The following is a 15,758-nucleotide window of genomic DNA, read 5'->3' as shown; positions in this document are numbered from 1 at the left end:
GAAATACTACTCGCACCCCCGGGCCGCTCGTCAAGGGTCTGCCCCCCGGTTTCGCGCGCCGCGCCCGGGCGACGTAAGATTCTTGACGAGAGTCACGATGACGCTCAGTCGAATGCGAGCGCCGTTCGGGCAGACGTGTTCACACGAACCACATTGAGGCAAAGGAGCTCACATGGCCGCCAAGAAGGCTGACCTTTCCAACATCGAACTTCCCGAGGAGTTCGCTGGCATCGACGTGCAGAAGCTGCAAGACGTCAGCGATGCGCTGCAGGCCGCGGCCGACGCCGCACTGCTGGCCGCTGAGACCGGCACCGACCCGGCGCAGTGGCGTCGCCTGTCGGTGGCCACCCTCACCTCGACGGTGTCGCGCACCGCAATCGAGACGATCATGCGGGTGACCAACATCCACCCCAACACCCTCAAGCTGCAGCTGCAGGCGGCTCAGGCGGTCAACGAAGAGCAGATCGCTCGTTCGGCCGACCAGAGCGCCGAGGCCATCAAGACCGCAGTTGCCGCTTCAGAAGAGGCTGTGAAGCAGCTCTCGGCAGCCATCGAGCACCTGGACGCACTCGGCAAGTAGCCGACCCGAGCATCCATACCGCCAAGAAGGGGCCCCGCGAGGGCCCCTTCTTCATGCCCAAGCCAGCGCTCAGCTCTGCGCCGCGGTGCGCGATGCCCACCAGGCCTGCAGCCGCTGGGTGGCCTCGGTCTCGCCCAGCGGGCCCTCATCGAGTCTGGCCTCGAGCAGAAAACGATAGGCCTCGCCGACCTCGGGGCCGGGCGCGATGCCCAACACCTGCATGATCTGCGCACCGTTGAGGTCGGGGCGCACCGCGTCGAGCTGCTCTTGGGCAGCCAAGGCGCCGATGCGCCGCTCGAGATCGTCGTAGGCGCCGCGCAGGCGTGAGGCCTTGCGCTGGTTGCGGGTGGTCATGTCGGCCCGGGTGAGCCGATGCAAGCGGTGCAGCAGCGGCCCCGCGTCTCGCACGTAGCGGCGCACAGCGGCGTCGCTCCACGAACCCTCGCCATAGCCGAAGAAGCGCATGTGCAGCTCGACCAGCCGCGCCACCTGTTTGATCACGTCTTTCTCGAAACGCAGCGCCTTCAACCGCTTGGTCGCCAGGCGGGCCCCGACCAGATCGTGGTTGTGAAAGGTGACCACTCCCCCGGCCTCGAGTCGGCGGGTGGCCGGCTTGCCGATGTCGTGCAGCAGTGCGGCCAGGCGCAGCACCAGATCTGGGCGCACCTCGTCGGGACTCGCCGCCACCCCGGTGGCACCAACCGCGTGCGGCCACTCAGCTGCCTCGGCATCCCACTCGAGCGGTTCGAGGTCGATCGCCTGCTGCAGCACGGTCAGCGAGTGCTCGTAGACGTCTTTGTGATGATGATGCTCGTCGGTCTCGAGGCACAGCGCGGGCAGCTCGGGCAGCACCCGCTCGGCCACGCCGGTGTCGACCAGCACGCGCAGGCCGGCCACCGGGTCGTCGGCCAGCAACAGCTTGGTGAGCTCGTCGCGCACACGTTCGGCCGAGACCATACGGATGGTGTCGGCACGCGTAGTAGCCGCTGTCAGTGTTGCCTCGTCGATGACGAACCCCAACTGCGAGACGAAGCGCGCGGCCCGCATGATGCGCAGCGGGTCGTCTTCGAATGACACCTCGGGAGCCCCCGGGGTGCGCAGCACACCCGCGAGCAGATCGGCAACCCCGCCGAACGGGTCGACCAAAGCACGACCCGGCAGGCGCACCGCCATCGCGTTAACCGTGAAATCTCGGCGCTTGAGGTCGTCTTCGAGGTTGTCGCCGAACGAGACCGTAGGTTTGCGAGTCTGGTGATCGTACGAGTCGGCGCGATAGGTGGTCACCTCGACCTGCTGCCCGCTGATGCGCGCTCCGACGGTGCCGAACTCGCGGCCGATATCCCAGTGAGCGCTGGCGATGGGCGCAAGCACCGCGAGCGCTTCGTCTGGGCTGGCACTGGTGGTGAAGTCGAGATCGGTGGCCGGGCGCCCCAGCAGAGCGTCGCGCACGGGCCCGCCGACCAGCGAGAACTCGTGACCCGCGGCCTCGAAAGCTCGCCCGAGCCGGTCGAGCAACGGGTCGTCGAGAAAGGCGTGCAGGCTGCCGAGGGCGTCGACGATGGTGCGCGGAGTGGTGTTCATAGCTTTCCAATCTTCCCACAGACCGGCCGCCGCACACGGTCTGGCCCTCAGCCGCATGCACAGCCGTCGCCGCTAGAGTGGAGGGTGCACCGACCAGAGGACATCCATGCACGCATCATGCCGCACGCCGCGCACGCGCGTGCTCGCGGCGACCACGCCGGGTGGTGGGCTGGTCACTGCGCTACTGGTCGCGATGCTGGTGCTCTGCGGTTGGCTGCCCACCGCCACCGCCACCCCCACCGACACCGCGACCACCATGCGCGTCAGCTCGGGCGACATCGCCCTCACCGTCACATCGAGTCAGACCGCACTGGCTCCCGATCAGCAGTTGCAGCTCGATGTCACCGTGACGAACAATGCCGATGAGGCCGTGACCACACCCTCGGCAGAACTGTTCATGTCGTCTCGTCTGTTCACCATGACCAGTCAGGTGCGTGAGTGGTACGAGTCGACAGCCACCACGAACACTGCTCGCACCAAGATCACAACCTCTTCGCTCGAGACCATCGAACCGGGTGCGAGCGCCACCACCACCTTCGAGATTGATGGCGACCAGCTGCCGACCTGGCGATACAACTCGCAGTCTGGCGTGCTCGGCTTCGGCGTGCGACTGACCTCCTCCACCAGCGACACCGTCTGGCAGACCACCGCACTGCCGTGGCGCCTCGATCAAACGACGACGGCCCCAGTCAACGTCGTGGTGCCGATCACTGCGAGCTCAATCACCACCGACCAGTACACCGCCAACCAGCTCAGTTCGCTCACCTCGACGACTGGCTCACTCACCCGCCAGCTGGATGCCGTCGACGGTCTCGACGTGCAGCTGGCCGTCGATCCGCGCATCACCGCATCCATCGCTGCCCTGGGCGACAGCGCACCGCAGTCGGCGCGCGACTGGGCCGATCGGCTGAACGACTTCGCATCGACTCAGTCACTGCTCTGGGGCGATGCCGACCCGACCGCGCTGGCTGCCGCCGGGGTCACCCGGCTTGAGTCGGGCATCCTGACCGACCCGACCAACACCGTGCTCACCACCGACCCCACGCACCCGCTCAGCGATCAGGCGCTGTCGCTGCTCACGCAGTCGAATCTTGCGGCACTCATCGTTCCAACCGCACAGCTGAACGACGAATCGAGCGACGTCACCGTCTCCCAGCTCAACGGCACGCCGATCATCGGAGCCAACAGCAACCTCTCTGATGCCATCACCGCAGCCCTGTCGGCCAGCGACGGCACCTCGGCGCAACGGCAGTCACAGGTCGTCGCCACCGCCGCCGTGCTCACCGTGTCGATGCGCGACTTCTCTGCCGTCACCACGGTGTTGCCCCGTGACTGGTACGAGCAGGCCACTCAGGCGCACGCCGTACTCTCCGCGTTGCAGGGCTCAGCCCTGACGCTCACCCCTGGCGTACAGGTGACCGCCGAGATCTCGCAGGCCGGAACGGCGGTCGTCACCACCGCAGACGACCTCAACGATGACGACCGAGCCGCCCTCGACACCCTGGCCACCTCTCGCGACGCCGCAGCATTGTTCGCCTCGGTCTGCGACGACGCGCAGGGGGTCGCCGCAGCCGATGTGCGGCGAATCGCATCGCTGGCCGCAGCCAATCAGCAGCGCGATGACTCTTGGCGCAAGGCGGTGACCGACCTGGCCGAGGCCAACAGCGCCCTCGCCTCAGCGGTGAGCATCACCTCGACGACCAACCTCACGCTGATCTCCGGCAGTTCGCAGATTCCGGTCGCCGTACGCAACGACTCCGACCAGCCGATCACCGTCGGCGTCGTCATCGCACCGAACTCGGGCCGAGTCACCACCGACTCTCCCGTGCGTGTGTCTGTCGATCCGCACTCCTCCGCAACTGCGACCGTACCGGTGCGCGCCATTGCCAATGGCACTGTGGTGCTCGACATTCATCTGGCCAATGCGGCCGGTGACACTGTCGGGGCGCCGGTCAGTCGACAGATGGACGTCAAAGCCGAGTGGGAGAGCATCGCCATCGTGGCATTCGTCGCAGCAACCGGCAGCCTGTTCGGGTTCGGTCTGATCAAAAGCATCGTGACCCATCGACGGCAGCGACGCGCAGTCGAGGAGTCCGAATGACCGCGAGTGAGGCCTCGGTTGGCCGCAGTTCGCTGATTCTGGCCATGGGCACGCTGGTCTCACGCGTGCTGGGTTTCGTGCGCTCGTTTCTGATCGTGGCTGTGCTCGGTGTCAGCACCACCGCATCCAACGCATTCATGACCGGCAACCAGATTCCGTCGCTGCTCTATCAGCTGACCGCCGGGGGTGTGCTCACCGCGGTGCTGGTGCCGCAGATCGTGCAGGCGACAAAGGGCGAAGACGGCGGCCGGGGCTACATCAACAAGATCATGACGCTGGTGCTGATCGGTCTGCTCGGCATCACCGCACTGCTCGTGCTCATCGCACCGCTGATCACGGCCGCGTTCACGCAGGGCTGGTCGGGGCCAGATTTGGCGCTGGCTACCGCGTTCACCTACTGGTGTATGCCCCAAGTATTCTTCTACGGCCTCTACGCTCTGCTGGGCGGCATCTTCAACGCTCGTAAGGTTTTCGGGCCTTTCACGTGGGCCCCGGTGCTCAACAACGTCGTCTCGATCGCTGGCTTCCTCATCTTTCTGTGGCTGTTCGGTGCCGACCCTCAGGGCACGACTCCGGTGGCCGACTGGACACCGTCGATGATCGCCACCCTCGGGTTGAGCGCCACGCTCGGCGTGGCCGCCCAGGCACTGATCATGTTCGTGTGGTGGCGCCGCTCGGGGCTGTCCTACTCCGTCGATGTGCACTGGCGGCACGTGGGGCTCGGCCCGACGTTCAAAGCCGCAGTCTGGATCCTCGGCATGGTCGCCCTCGACTGGGTGCACTCTTTCGTCAAGACCATCGTGGCCAATTCGACCGAACCTCACCGCGTCGCAGGTGACACCAGCCTCATGGGTCTGACCAGCTTCGAGACGGCAAGCCTCATTCAGCTGCTGCCACACGGCATCATCGCGGTGTCGATCGCCACCGTGTACTTCACCCGATTCAGCGAGCATGCCGCCGAGCATGATCGCCCCGCACTGATCGGCGACCTCTCGGCCAGCCTTCGTCACACCGGTGTGCTCACCGTTTTCGCGGCAGCCCTGATGACGGTACTCGCCAACCCCATCGCCCGAGTGTTCACCACCGCCGAGTATGGGCAGATCGAAGCCTTCGGACGCATCCTGATGGTGCTTCTGCCCTTTCTCGTGGTCGTGAGCGCCGACCTGTTCTTCATCCGCGCCTTCTACGCACTTGACGACACTCGCACGCCGTTTCTGGTCGCCGCGGCTCGCATGGTGCTCGTACTGCCCGCATACTGGGCTGCCTCGCAGGCCGAAGCCCACTGGGTTGTATTCTGCCTGGTCATCGTCGCCAGCCTGGCGATCACTTTCGACACAATCGTGCTGGCCATGCTGTTGCGTCGGCGTCTTGGCGGCATCGATGGTGCCCACATCCTGCGCACACATGTGCGGCTGCTCGTTGCAGCACTGATCAGCGCCGCCGTTGGGGTCATCGTGGCGAATCTCCTTGGCAGCTACACGCCAGGCGGCTTCGCGATCAGCACCCGCCTGAGCGCGCTGGTGACAGTGGTGGCTGTGGCCATCCCCACTGCCGCGGTCTATCTGCTGCTGCTTCGGCTGATGCGTGTGGATGAGCTGGCCACCTTTGTCACACCCGTGCGGCGCATCGCTGGTCGCCTCCGACACCGTTGACACGTCTTCCCTGAGGGAATACCTCGCCGATAGGATCGGTTGAGCCTAGGAGAATTCACCGAACACAGGAGTATGCCGCATGAGCGTGCACGACGTCGTCATCATCGGTTCCGGCCCCGCCGGCTGGACCGCCGCCATCTACACCGCTCGTGCGGGGCTGAAGCCTATTGTGATCGCCAGTTCTGTCGAGACCGGCGGCGAACTCATGAAAACTACCGAGGTCGAGAACTTCCCCGGCTTCCCCACTGGCATCCAGGGCCCCGAACTCATGGCGCAGATGCAAGAGCAGGCTGAACACTTCGGTGCCGAGGTCATCTACGACGATGTCACTGACGTCTCACTGACCGGTGACCTCAAAGTGCTCAAGACTGGGCTGGGCGACACCTACGAGGCACGCAGCGTGATCATCGCCACCGGGTCGGCCTACCGCACCTTGGGCCTCGAGAACGAACAGCGTTTCTCTGGCCATGGCCTCTCGTGGTGTGCCACCTGCGACGGCTTCTTCTTCAAAGATCGCATCATCGGCGTCGTCGGCGGCGGAGACTCCGCTCTTGAAGAGGCCACGTTCCTCACCCGCTTCGCCTCAAAGGTCTACCTGATTCATCGTCGCGACGAACTGCGCGCCTCCAAGATCATGCAGCAGCGAGCGCTGGCCAACGACAAGATCGAGCCAGTCTGGAACGCACAGGTCGTGCAGTTGAACGGTGACAACGCGCTTGAATCCGTCGAGCTCGAAGACACCGTGACGGGCGAGCATCGCACGTTGGCCCTTGAGGGGCTCTTCGTGGCGATCGGCAACGATCCGCGTACCGAACTCTTCGCCGACCAGATCGACCTCGACGCCGACGGCACGATCAGCGTCGACGGCCGCAGCTCACGCACCAGCCTGCCCGGCGTCTTCGCCGCCGGCGACGTGCTTGACCCCACGTATCGCCAGGCCATCACCGCGGCGGGCTCCGGCTGTGTCGCTGCACTCGACGCCGAGCACTATCTGGCCGATCTCGACGATCGAGCTGCCACCGAGGCCGTTTCGGCCGACGCCTGAACCCCGCCCATCACCAGCCACAACAGATTGGATCTCAAATGACCGTCATCAACGTCAACGAGTCGAACTTCAAAGAGTTCGTCATCGACTCCAAAGTGCCCGTGCTTGTCGACTTCTGGGCTGCATGGTGCGGCCCGTGCCGTGCGGTCTCACCCGTGCTCGAAGAGTACGCCGCTGACCATGAGGGCCAACTCATCGTCGCCAAGCTCAACGTCGATGAGAACCCCAACATTGCCGGAGCGTACCGCATCACTTCGATTCCCGCGATCAAGTTGTTCAAAGACGGCTCGGTCGTCACTGAACTGATCGGGGCTCGGCCCAAGGCGCAGATCGAAAAAGATCTGGCGGCGTACATCGACTGAGGGTTCCTCGACGATCGACCACGAAGAGCGGGTCATGGCAACTGCCGTGGCCCGCTCTTCGCATGCTGGCACGGATGCGCATCTGAGGGCTCCCGCTGACACCCGGTGTTTCACGTGAAACATGGCACACCGAAACCTTCAGAATTGCGCACGACACGCCCACCGCCCTGTGACGCACCGGTACTAAGCTTGAACAATCTGGAGGTACAACGGTGTCAGACTCATCACGCTCTACGCAGCGCCCCACCACCACGCCCGGTTCGATCCGCCTCGATCCCTGGCTTGACCACTATGCCGAACGCACATCCGGCCTAAGCGCCTCAGAGGTGCGCGCGCTCTTCGCCGTCGCTTCTCGCCCCGAAGTCGTGTCACTGGCGGGAGGCATGCCCTATGTCTCGGCATTGCCGCAGGAGTACCTCCAGCAGGCGGCCAATATCGCCACCTCTTCCCGCCGCAGCGAAGCACTGCAATACGGCTCCGGCCAGGGCATCCCGCAGTTCCGCGAACAGATCACCGAGATCATGAGCCTCGAGGGTATTCACGCGCACGCCGATGACGTGGTGGTGACGACCGGCTCTCAACAGGCGGTCGATCTCATGTGTCGGCTGTTCCTCGACCCCGGTGACGTCGTCATCGCCGAAGGTCCCAGTTACGTCGGGTCTATCGGCATCTTCCGCTCCTATCAGGCCGAGACTGTGCATGTTCCGCTCGACGACGAGGGGCTGCAGCCCGAGGCGCTTCGCGAGACGATCGCTCGCCTCGAAGCACAGGGTCGGCACATCAAGTTCCTGTACACGATTCCCAACTTTCACAACCCGGCCGGGGTCACGCTCACCATGGAGCGCCGTCGTGAAGTGCTCGACATCGCACATAAGCACAACATCCTCGTGCTCGAAGACAATCCCTATGGGCTCCTCTGGTTCGATCGGGTGCCTCCAGAAGCCATTCGGTCGCTTGATGGTGACGGCGTTGTCTACCTCGGCTCCTTCTCAAAGATCTTCGCCCCGGGTTTCCGGATCGGCTACGCCCTAGCGCCGCACGCCATTCGCGAGAAGCTCGTGCTGGCCAATGAATCAGCGATTCTCTCCCCCACCACCTTCGGTCAGATCATGATCTCCGAATACCTTTCACATAATGACTGGCGGGGCCAGATCGACACCTTCCGCGGCGTTTACCGCGATCGCCGGGATGCGATGCTCAAAGCACTTGACGACTTCTTGCCCACCCTCGACAAGACCCGTCCGAACGGCGGATTCTACGTCTGGCTCTCGCTGCCCGAGGGCTTCAACAGCAAAGAGATGCTGCCGCTGGCGGTGCGCGAACTGGTGGCTTACACCCCCGGCACAGCGTTCTACGCCGATGGCAGTGGTCAAGACAAAATCCGGCTGTCATTCTGCTACCCCACGCCCGAAGAGATCCGTACCGGCATCGAGCGACTCTCTCGTGTGATCAACCGTGAGCGCGACCTCCTCGAGACATTCGGTCCGGGCCGCGCCCATGGTGAAGATCAGGCGCACCTTGTCACCACACCGCCGCCGAACACCAACTGATCACAAAGGCTCACCCCAGACCACCAACCGACCACAGCTGACCGCACACGCACAGCGCAGCGGCCACCGGCATCCACCCGATGCCCGAGACGAAAGAGGCAGACGATGACTGCAGAGCAGAAACCCCTCGACGTGCTGGTGCTCGCCGGCGGCATCTCCCATGAACGCGACGTGTCGGTGCGAGGCGGCAACCGCCTGGCCGACGCGATCAAACACCAGGGAGCGCATGTCACTGTGCTTGAGCCCAACGCAAAGCTGCTCAATGAGGTGCGCGAGCTCGCGCCTGACGTGATTTGGCCCGTGCTGCATGGCGCCAGCGGCGAGGATGGCGCACTTCGCGACGTGCTCGATCTCACCGGCATTCCGTATGTGGGCAGTGGCCCCGCCGCGGCCCGGCTGGCATGGGACAAGTCATCCGCGAAAGAACTGGCTCACCGAGCCGGCGTTGCTACGCCGGCCTTTGCCGCTTTTCCACGAGAGACTTTCAGCGAACTCGACGTGCGCAGCGTACTCGACGCGATCATCGCCAAGCATGGTCTGCCGTTGGTCGTGAAGCCGATCAAGGGCGGTTCAGCGCAGGGTGTGACCATCGTGCGTGACGAGACCGATCTCGGGCGCGCACTCGTCGACGCGTACAGCTACGCAGACGGACTGCTCGTCGAAGACTTCATTGACGGCACCGAAGTCGCTGTGACCATCGTCGACACCGGCGACGGCCCAGAGGCGCTGCCGATCGTCGAAATTTATCCGGTCAAGGGCGAGTACACCTATGAAGCTCGCTACACGGCGGGTGAAACCGACTTCTTTGTGCCCGCTCGGCTCGAAGCCGAGGTAGCCGCATCGGTCGCCGCTGCAGCCGTCACCGTGCACGAAGCCATCGGCCTGGTCGACTTCAGCCGTATCGACTTTATCGTCGACGCAGAAGGAGTGCCGTGGTTCATCGACGCCAACGTCACCCCCGGTGTCACCGAAACCTCTCTTGCTCCGCTGGCCATGCGCGGTGCCTCTCGGTCTGAGGGTGCGGTGTATCTCGAATTGGCTCAGGCCGCCATCGCTCGGCACGCCTGAATTCTCAGCGCCCGTTCGTGCCTTCGGTTCGCACCTGCACCAAACTGATTTCGGCACTCACCCAGAGTGGCTCTCCGTGCATCCGACCGGCAGACATGCCGGAGACTCGTCCAGTGTGACTGCGTCAACATCGGCCTGGCTGCCCGCTGCCGAACAAGGCATGCTCAACCAGCGTTTGGGATTCACCGAGGCCTCCTGCGCCACGCATCAACCTCCGGCGTCTACTGTGCGGCGTAGGCTGAGCACCCAGTCTCCCCCTCCACACCGCCGCAAAGCATGCTGATGCCCGTATCGGGACGCTGGGTGCGTCAATGCCGATGTTGATGCCGGTCTGCTATTTTGGTGCTGTTTTGGTGCCGCTCTTAAAACAGCGGCACCCCCTCATCACGGCAGCCTCGTCACTGCAGTCGAATCACCTGTCGCTGAAGAATGCGCATCCGCCCACGAACACCCCGCGTCACCCCGGCGCATCACGATGCACGTCGCGCAGCTTGCTCAGTGTTCTCCATGAGCCATGAGCGCCGGCACACCGTAAATGACGTCATCTGCGAGTTGGATGTTTCACGTGAAACCCGAGGCGTGCATGAAAAGACGCCGCTGCGCGTTTCACGTGAAACATCGCCTGCCGCAAGAAAGCACTGCGTCAATGAAAACTGCTTCGCGTCACTGCTGCGCGTTTCACGTGAAACGGACGGCGACCCACTCGCCCAGCGAACCCTATTCGCCGAACCCCTTCACACCCATCTGCTTGACGATGCGGTTGAGGTCACCAATGGTCGCGAAGTCGATCACCACTTGGCCCTTCTTGCGAGTCAAGCTGATGCGCACCTTGGTGTCGAGCGCATCTTCCAGTCGTTCAGCAACCTCGCCGAGCTGGTCTTGCACCCGGCCAGCACGAGCCACCGAGCGCTTCTTCCGAGTAGGAGACGCACCAAGCTCTTCGGTCTGGCGCACGCTCAGACCCTGGTTGATGACCTTTTCGGCCGCTTTCTCAATATCGTGCGTGCCCGAAAGCGACAGCAACGCACGAGCGTGCCCAGCACTGAGCACACCTGAGGCAACCTTGGTCTGCACTGAGGTCGGCAGTTTGAGCAAACGCAAAGTATTGCTCACTTGCGGGCGTGAACGGCCAATGCGAGTGGCCAGTTCATCTTGGGTGATGCCGAAGTCTTGCAGGAGCTGCTGATAGGCACTCGCCTCTTCCAGCGGGTTCAGGTTGGAGCGATGCAGATTCTCGAGCAGCGCATCACGAAGCAGGTCTTCATCTGCCGTCTCGCGCAGCACCGCAGGAATCGCCTTGAGCCCTGCAGCTTTCGATGCCCGCAGGCGACGCTCACCCATAATCAGCTCATAGCCGCCCTCGGCACGTGATCGCACCACGATGGGCTGCAGCACACCAAACTCTTTGACCGAGTGAATCAGCTCATTCAGCGCTTCTTCGTCGAACTCTTTGCGCGGCTGTGCCGGATTGGGCACGACGTCATTGGGATTGACCTCGAGCAGACGAAGCCCTGGCACTTCAGTGAGCGTCTCATCTTGGGCGACGGTCACGTCGGTTCCCTCGGTGTGCGAGGTGTTATTAGAGGTGGCAGGTGCCGGGGCCTGTGTGGCAGCCGTAGTGGTCGACACCGCAGTGCGATGTGCAGCAAGACCCAGCCCAGGCATGGCCGCACGCTTCGCCTTCGACTTGCCCGATTTTGCGGGCTGTTCTGAGGCAGCAGTCGAAGAGGTGGTATCAACCGCAGCAGGAGCATCCTGCGTCGCCTCGTCACTCGACTGCCGCGGAGCGCCATCGAAGAACACATCAACTGGGCGTTTCGCGTGCGTCTCGTCTTTGGTGTGAGTAATGCGCTGTTCGGTGCTGGTGGGAATGAGCGAGCTGATTCCACGGCCGAGTCCTCCGCGTTTACTGGGCATGATGCTCCTCTCGCTGGCTGAGTTCAGATGCAGCCTCGATATATGACAGTGCGCCCTTTGAACCCGGGTCGTAGGCAATAACGCTTTGCCCGTAGCTCGGCGCCTCAGAAATGCGCACCGTGCGCGGTATTGCAGTGGTCAGCGTTTCTTGGGCAAAGTGTTCGCGCACCTCAGCCGCGACTTCTTCAGAAAGACGCGTGCGCGAGTCATACATGGTGAGCAGAATCGTACTCAGCGTCAGATCAGGATTCAGATGGTCGTTGATGAGCAGGATGTTCTTGAGCAGCTGGCTCAACCCCTCGAGCGCGTAATACTCACACTGAATGGGAATCAGCACTTCGCGGGCGGCGACGAACGCGTTGATCGTGAGCAGCCCCAGGCTCGGCGGGCAATCAATGAACACGAAATCGATGTGGTGTTCACGATGACTCAGGTAAGCGTCGATCGCCTGCCAGAGTCGAAACTCACGGGAGGGCATGCTCACGAGTTCGATTTCTGCGCCGGCGAGGTCGAGACTCGACGGAGCGACCAACAAGTGCTCGTTCTCTCCGCTGGTGGTGATGACGTCGGCGAGCGACTGCTCCCCGATGAGCACGTCATAGATGCCGGGACGGCCATCACGAATGTCGACACCGAGCGCAGTGGAGGCGTTGCCCTGTGGGTCAAGATCGATCACCAGCACAGACAGCCCAGCGCGGGCCAGAGCGGCCGCCAGATTCACCGTGGTGGTGGTTTTGCCCACGCCACCCTTCTGGTTGGTCACGCTGATAATGCGAGTATGCGCTGGCTTACGAAACTCGAGCGTCTCGGCGCGGCGGCGGCGATCAGAAAGTCGCGCGATCTCCTGAGCCAGAGGGGTCGATGCGTCGAAATCCACGAAGAAACCCTCCTGCAGCGTGATGGTGAACAGCACCCAGTCTAGTGCGCCCCACCGACAGGCGCGCCGCGTGTCTCCACAGCATGTTTCACGTGAAACACGGCCGCCAAACGATGCTCCAGTGACCGCTGGATGCCCTACGCTTGCGCAGCCGCCTCGTCAGCCCGCTCCTGATCAGGTGTCTGACCCACCGGAGCCACAGTGGGCCACCCCAGACTCGACCCGACCGGCAGTTCATCAGCAGGAGCGCCCAATCCGGGTGCGACCTCCGCTGACACACCAGGCAATGGCTCACTCATTATGCGCTCCTTCGCTCGCCCTGACCTTCGGCTGTTTCACGTGAAACCTCACCGACTATTCTTCGCCAACAATGACCGCGCGTCGACCGCGTACCACCGTCGTCGGTTCGTCAAGGTACTCAGAGCCGACCACTTCCACGCGCACATCTTCAAGATGCTGCTTGCGAATCGCCTTGGCCGCTGCCTCGATCTCGTCATGAGCCGAGCGCCCTTTCATGAGCAGCAGCTCGCCTCCCGGCACCAGCAGTGGCGCTGTCCAACCGAGCAGGGTCTTCAGTGCACTCACCGCACGCGCAGTGACCACATCGACTTGAAACTCGTCGAATACCTCCTGCGACCGAGCACGCACCACCTGCACATTGGTGAGGCCCAACCGGGCACTCTCCTCTTCGAGCCAGGCACAACGCCGCTCCATCGGGTCAATAAGCACGAAATGAGCGTCAGGCCGCACACACGCGAGCACCAAGCCCGGCAGCCCAGCGCCACTGCCCACATCGGCAACCCGAGCGTTCTGTGGGATGGCCTCGGCAATCGCCGCACAATTCAGCAGATGCCTGCTCCAGAGACGCGCATACTCACGTGGGCCAAGCAGCCCCAGCCGCTCGCCGTGCTCATAGAGATCATGAGCCAGACGCACGAGCAGCTCTCGTGAATCGGCGAAGCGCTCAGCGACAACGGCCGGTTCCGGCTCGAGTTCCGATTGCTCCTGTGTCATGTCAGCCGCCTGAGTGACTCAGTGCTGCTCGTCAGCAGAGTCGGCGAGTGTCAGCACCACGTGACGAGAGCGCCCCTCCCCCTCAGACTCGCTGTTCAGGCTGCGCTCACGCGCGAAGTCGTGCACCAGCTTGCGCTCATAAGAAGAAAGTGGCTGCAGATCAACACGGTCGCGCCCACCGCGGAGACGCTCTGCAGCATTCGCGACAATCTGCTCGAGCTCTTCGGCACGGCGCTCACGCGAACCCTGCACATCAAGCACCAGACGGGTGAATTCACCGGTCTTCTGCTGCACCGCCAGCCGAGTCAGCTCTTGCAGGGCATTCACCGCTGCCGGTGAAGACAGGCGGTCAAGGTTGGTGCCCTCTTCGTCAGAGTTCACCTCGAGATATGCCCTGCCGTCGCGCACATCGATATCAATGTCTCCGTCGAGATCAGCAATGTCGAGCAGCTCTTCGATGTAATCGGCGGCGATATCGCCCTCGACTTCGAGAGTGCTGCGGCCGTCAGTCTCTGCCTGCACTGGCTCAGTGGTCTCCTGCTCGCTCATCACTTGCCCTTCCTGTTCTTCCTGCTGGTGTTTGAGCCCTTGCCCTGCGGGCGTTTCGGGGCTGATGTCTCATCATCGGCAGATGCTGCCTGGGCTGACTCTCCGCTGGGGGCACTCGGCGAATCGCTCTCACTGGCCACCGCCCCGGTGTTCGAACCCTGCTTCTTTGCCCGGTTCTTGCCCACAGGCTGCTGCCGCTGCCCCTGAGGTCGCCCCTCACGCTTCTCGAGCTGCGCCTGCTCGGCATCGGTCAGCTTGCCCTTGGCAGCCAGACGACGCTGACGCTCGAAATATGCTTCGCTGCCCGGGGTCGGCATGTTGCGAATCACGATGAACTGCTGCACCATCGTCCAGAGATTGCTGACGAACCAGTAGAGCAGCACGCCGATCGGAAAAGCCACACCCGAGAACACCATGATGAACGGCATGCCGTACATGAGCATTTTCTGCTGGCGGAACATCGGCGACTCTTTGGCCTCGGCTGAGATGTTCTTGCCCATGATCTGCACGCTCGTATAGAGCTGTGAGCCGACCATGAACACCACGAGCGCGGCAGCGAGGCCAACAACCGGCCACTGCACCGGATTCTCGTTGATCGCACTCATCAGTGTGGTCGCGAGTTTGGCGCCGAACAGGTGCGCCTCTGAGAAGTCGCTTGCCAGATCTGCGTTCAGCAGGCCGACGCCGGCCTGACCGCGCGAGCTGGCATTGAGCACAGAGAACAGACCGAAGAAGATCGGCATCTGCACCAGAATCGGCAGACACCCGGCCAGGGGGTTGGTGCCGGCCTCTTTGTACAGCGCCATCTGCTCTTCGGCCATGGCCTGGCGGGATGCCTGATCGCGTTTGCCTTTGTACTTCTGTTGCAGCGCGCGCATCTTGGGCGCCAACTCGAGCGATACTCGCTGTGACCGTATCTGCTTGACGAACAGCGGAATCAGCGCCGCACGCACCACCAGCACAAGACCGACAATCGACAACGCCCAGGCAACACCGGAGGCGCTGGGCAGGCCGACCACGGCTGTCCAGAGCCAGTGCCAGCCAACCAGAACCAGCTCGATGATCCATTTGATGGGCCACATAATGCTGTCGAGGATGTTCACATCAACTCTCTCTCTGCGGGGGAAGGGTGCCGATGCCGGTGCTCAGCACGGGAGCCGGAACACGAAGTCGACCGTGGCCGAACGTGAGATCAGATTGCCCAGAACCCTCATGGCGATGTGGCACAGGTTCTATGCCCCCCTTGCCAAAGGGATTGCAACGCAGTAGGCGCCAGGTTACAAGACCGGTTGCGACCACAAAGCCTCGCTGCTGGTAAGCCTCGACCGCATAAGCGGAGCAGGTGGGATAAAAGCGACAGACGTCACCATAAAGTGGAGAGACGAATCTGCGCCAAAGCCGAAGTACGAAAATGGCGACGTTACGCGGCAGCATCCAGACGAATGCGGCGGCACGCATCAGC

At 63.1% G+C, this 15,758-nt stretch carries 15 protein-coding genes; 7 read left to right on the top strand and 8 right to left on the bottom strand.

Going from position 1 to position 15,758, the window contains the following annotated elements; translation table 11 throughout:
- Nucleotides 1-172 precede the first annotated feature (172 nt).
- Nucleotides 173-580, top strand: a complete 408-nt coding sequence (locus G557_RS0108020; protein WP_028245635.1) for a hypothetical protein — start codon at nt 173-175, stop codon at nt 578-580.
- 69 nt (nt 581-649) lie between these two features.
- Here the strand turns inward: G557_RS0108020 and G557_RS0108015 are convergent, their stop codons facing one another.
- The gene (locus tag G557_RS0108015; RefSeq protein ID WP_028245634.1) at nt 650-2,161 is read right to left on the bottom strand and encodes a CCA tRNA nucleotidyltransferase; all 1,512 of its coding nucleotides are present in this window, start codon (nt 2,159-2,161) and stop codon (nt 650-652) included.
- Between the two features lie 106 nt (nt 2,162-2,267).
- Here G557_RS0108015 and G557_RS0108010 point away from each other — a divergent pair, with 106 nt between their 5' ends.
- From G557_RS0108010 to G557_RS0107985, 6 genes are all read left to right on the top strand, one after another.
- Nucleotides 2,268-4,262 carry a DUF6049 family protein gene (locus tag G557_RS0108010; protein ID WP_028245633.1) on the top strand — a complete coding sequence of 665 codons (1,995 nt, stop codon included), beginning with the start codon at nt 2,268-2,270 and terminating at the stop codon, nt 4,260-4,262.
- Nucleotides 4,259-5,914: a murein biosynthesis integral membrane protein MurJ gene (gene murJ, locus G557_RS0108005; protein WP_028245632.1), complete on the top strand. Its 1,656-nt coding sequence runs from the start codon at nt 4,259-4,261 to the stop codon at nt 5,912-5,914. Before G557_RS0108010 ends, murJ begins: the two co-directional genes overlap by 4 nt.
- 85 nt (nt 5,915-5,999) lie before the next feature.
- A complete protein-coding gene (gene trxB, locus G557_RS0108000) occupies nt 6,000-6,959 on the top strand; it encodes a thioredoxin-disulfide reductase (protein ID WP_028245631.1) in 960 nt (319 codons plus the stop codon).
- 38 nt (nt 6,960-6,997) lie between these two features.
- Nucleotides 6,998-7,321 carry a thioredoxin gene (gene trxA / locus G557_RS0107995; RefSeq protein ID WP_028245630.1) on the top strand — a complete coding sequence of 108 codons (324 nt, stop codon included), beginning with the start codon at nt 6,998-7,000 and terminating at the stop codon, nt 7,319-7,321.
- Between the two features lie 212 nt (nt 7,322-7,533).
- Nucleotides 7,534-8,871, top strand: coding sequence for an aminotransferase-like domain-containing protein (locus G557_RS0107990; RefSeq protein WP_245542787.1), 1,338 nt, complete (start codon nt 7,534-7,536; stop codon nt 8,869-8,871).
- Between the two features lie 105 nt (nt 8,872-8,976).
- Nucleotides 8,977-9,939: a D-alanine--D-alanine ligase family protein gene (locus tag G557_RS0107985; protein ID WP_028245628.1), complete on the top strand. Its 963-nt coding sequence runs from the start codon at nt 8,977-8,979 to the stop codon at nt 9,937-9,939.
- Nucleotides 9,940-10,656: 717 nt separating this feature from the next.
- Here G557_RS0107985 and G557_RS0107975 read toward each other — a convergent pair.
- From G557_RS0107975 to yidD, 7 genes are all read right to left on the bottom strand, one after another.
- Nucleotides 10,657-11,856 (bottom strand): ParB/RepB/Spo0J family partition protein, encoded by a 1,200-nt coding sequence (locus tag G557_RS0107975; RefSeq protein ID WP_028245627.1) that lies wholly within the window; start codon nt 11,854-11,856, stop codon nt 10,657-10,659.
- Nucleotides 11,846-12,733, bottom strand: coding sequence for a ParA family protein (locus G557_RS0107970; RefSeq protein ID WP_028245626.1), 888 nt, complete (start codon nt 12,731-12,733; stop codon nt 11,846-11,848). The genes G557_RS0107975 and G557_RS0107970 overlap by 11 nt, the downstream gene beginning before the upstream one ends.
- A 137-nt stretch (nt 12,734-12,870) precedes the next feature.
- The gene (locus G557_RS13985; RefSeq protein ID WP_156877140.1) at nt 12,871-13,032 is read right to left on the bottom strand and encodes a hypothetical protein; all 162 of its coding nucleotides are present in this window, start codon (nt 13,030-13,032) and stop codon (nt 12,871-12,873) included.
- A gap of 55 nt (nt 13,033-13,087) precedes the next feature.
- Entirely contained in the window at nt 13,088-13,747 is a 660-nt protein-coding gene (gene rsmG, locus G557_RS0107965) for a 16S rRNA (guanine(527)-N(7))-methyltransferase RsmG (protein ID WP_028245625.1), read from the bottom strand.
- An 18-nt stretch (nt 13,748-13,765) separates the two neighbouring features.
- A complete protein-coding gene (locus G557_RS0107960) occupies nt 13,766-14,296 on the bottom strand; it encodes a Jag family protein (RefSeq protein WP_028245624.1) in 531 nt (176 codons plus the stop codon).
- Nucleotides 14,296-15,399 carry a membrane protein insertase YidC gene (gene yidC, locus G557_RS12455; protein ID WP_084627079.1) on the bottom strand — a complete coding sequence of 368 codons (1,104 nt, stop codon included), beginning with the start codon at nt 15,397-15,399 and terminating at the stop codon, nt 14,296-14,298. Before yidC ends, G557_RS0107960 begins: the two co-directional genes overlap by 1 nt.
- Before the next feature lies 1 nt (nt 15,400).
- Nucleotides 15,401-15,730 carry a membrane protein insertion efficiency factor YidD gene (gene yidD / locus G557_RS13765; protein WP_245542804.1) on the bottom strand — a complete coding sequence of 110 codons (330 nt, stop codon included), beginning with the start codon at nt 15,728-15,730 and terminating at the stop codon, nt 15,401-15,403.
- Nucleotides 15,731-15,758: the final 28 nt, after the last annotated feature.

The organism is Pseudoclavibacter soli DSM 23366 (assembly GCF_000423505.1).
In the GTDB taxonomy this organism is placed as follows: domain Bacteria; phylum Actinomycetota; class Actinomycetes; order Actinomycetales; family Microbacteriaceae; genus Pseudoclavibacter_A; species Pseudoclavibacter_A soli.
Note: the sequence above shows the minus strand (reverse complement) of the source record. Positions and strands in the feature narration are given on the sequence as shown.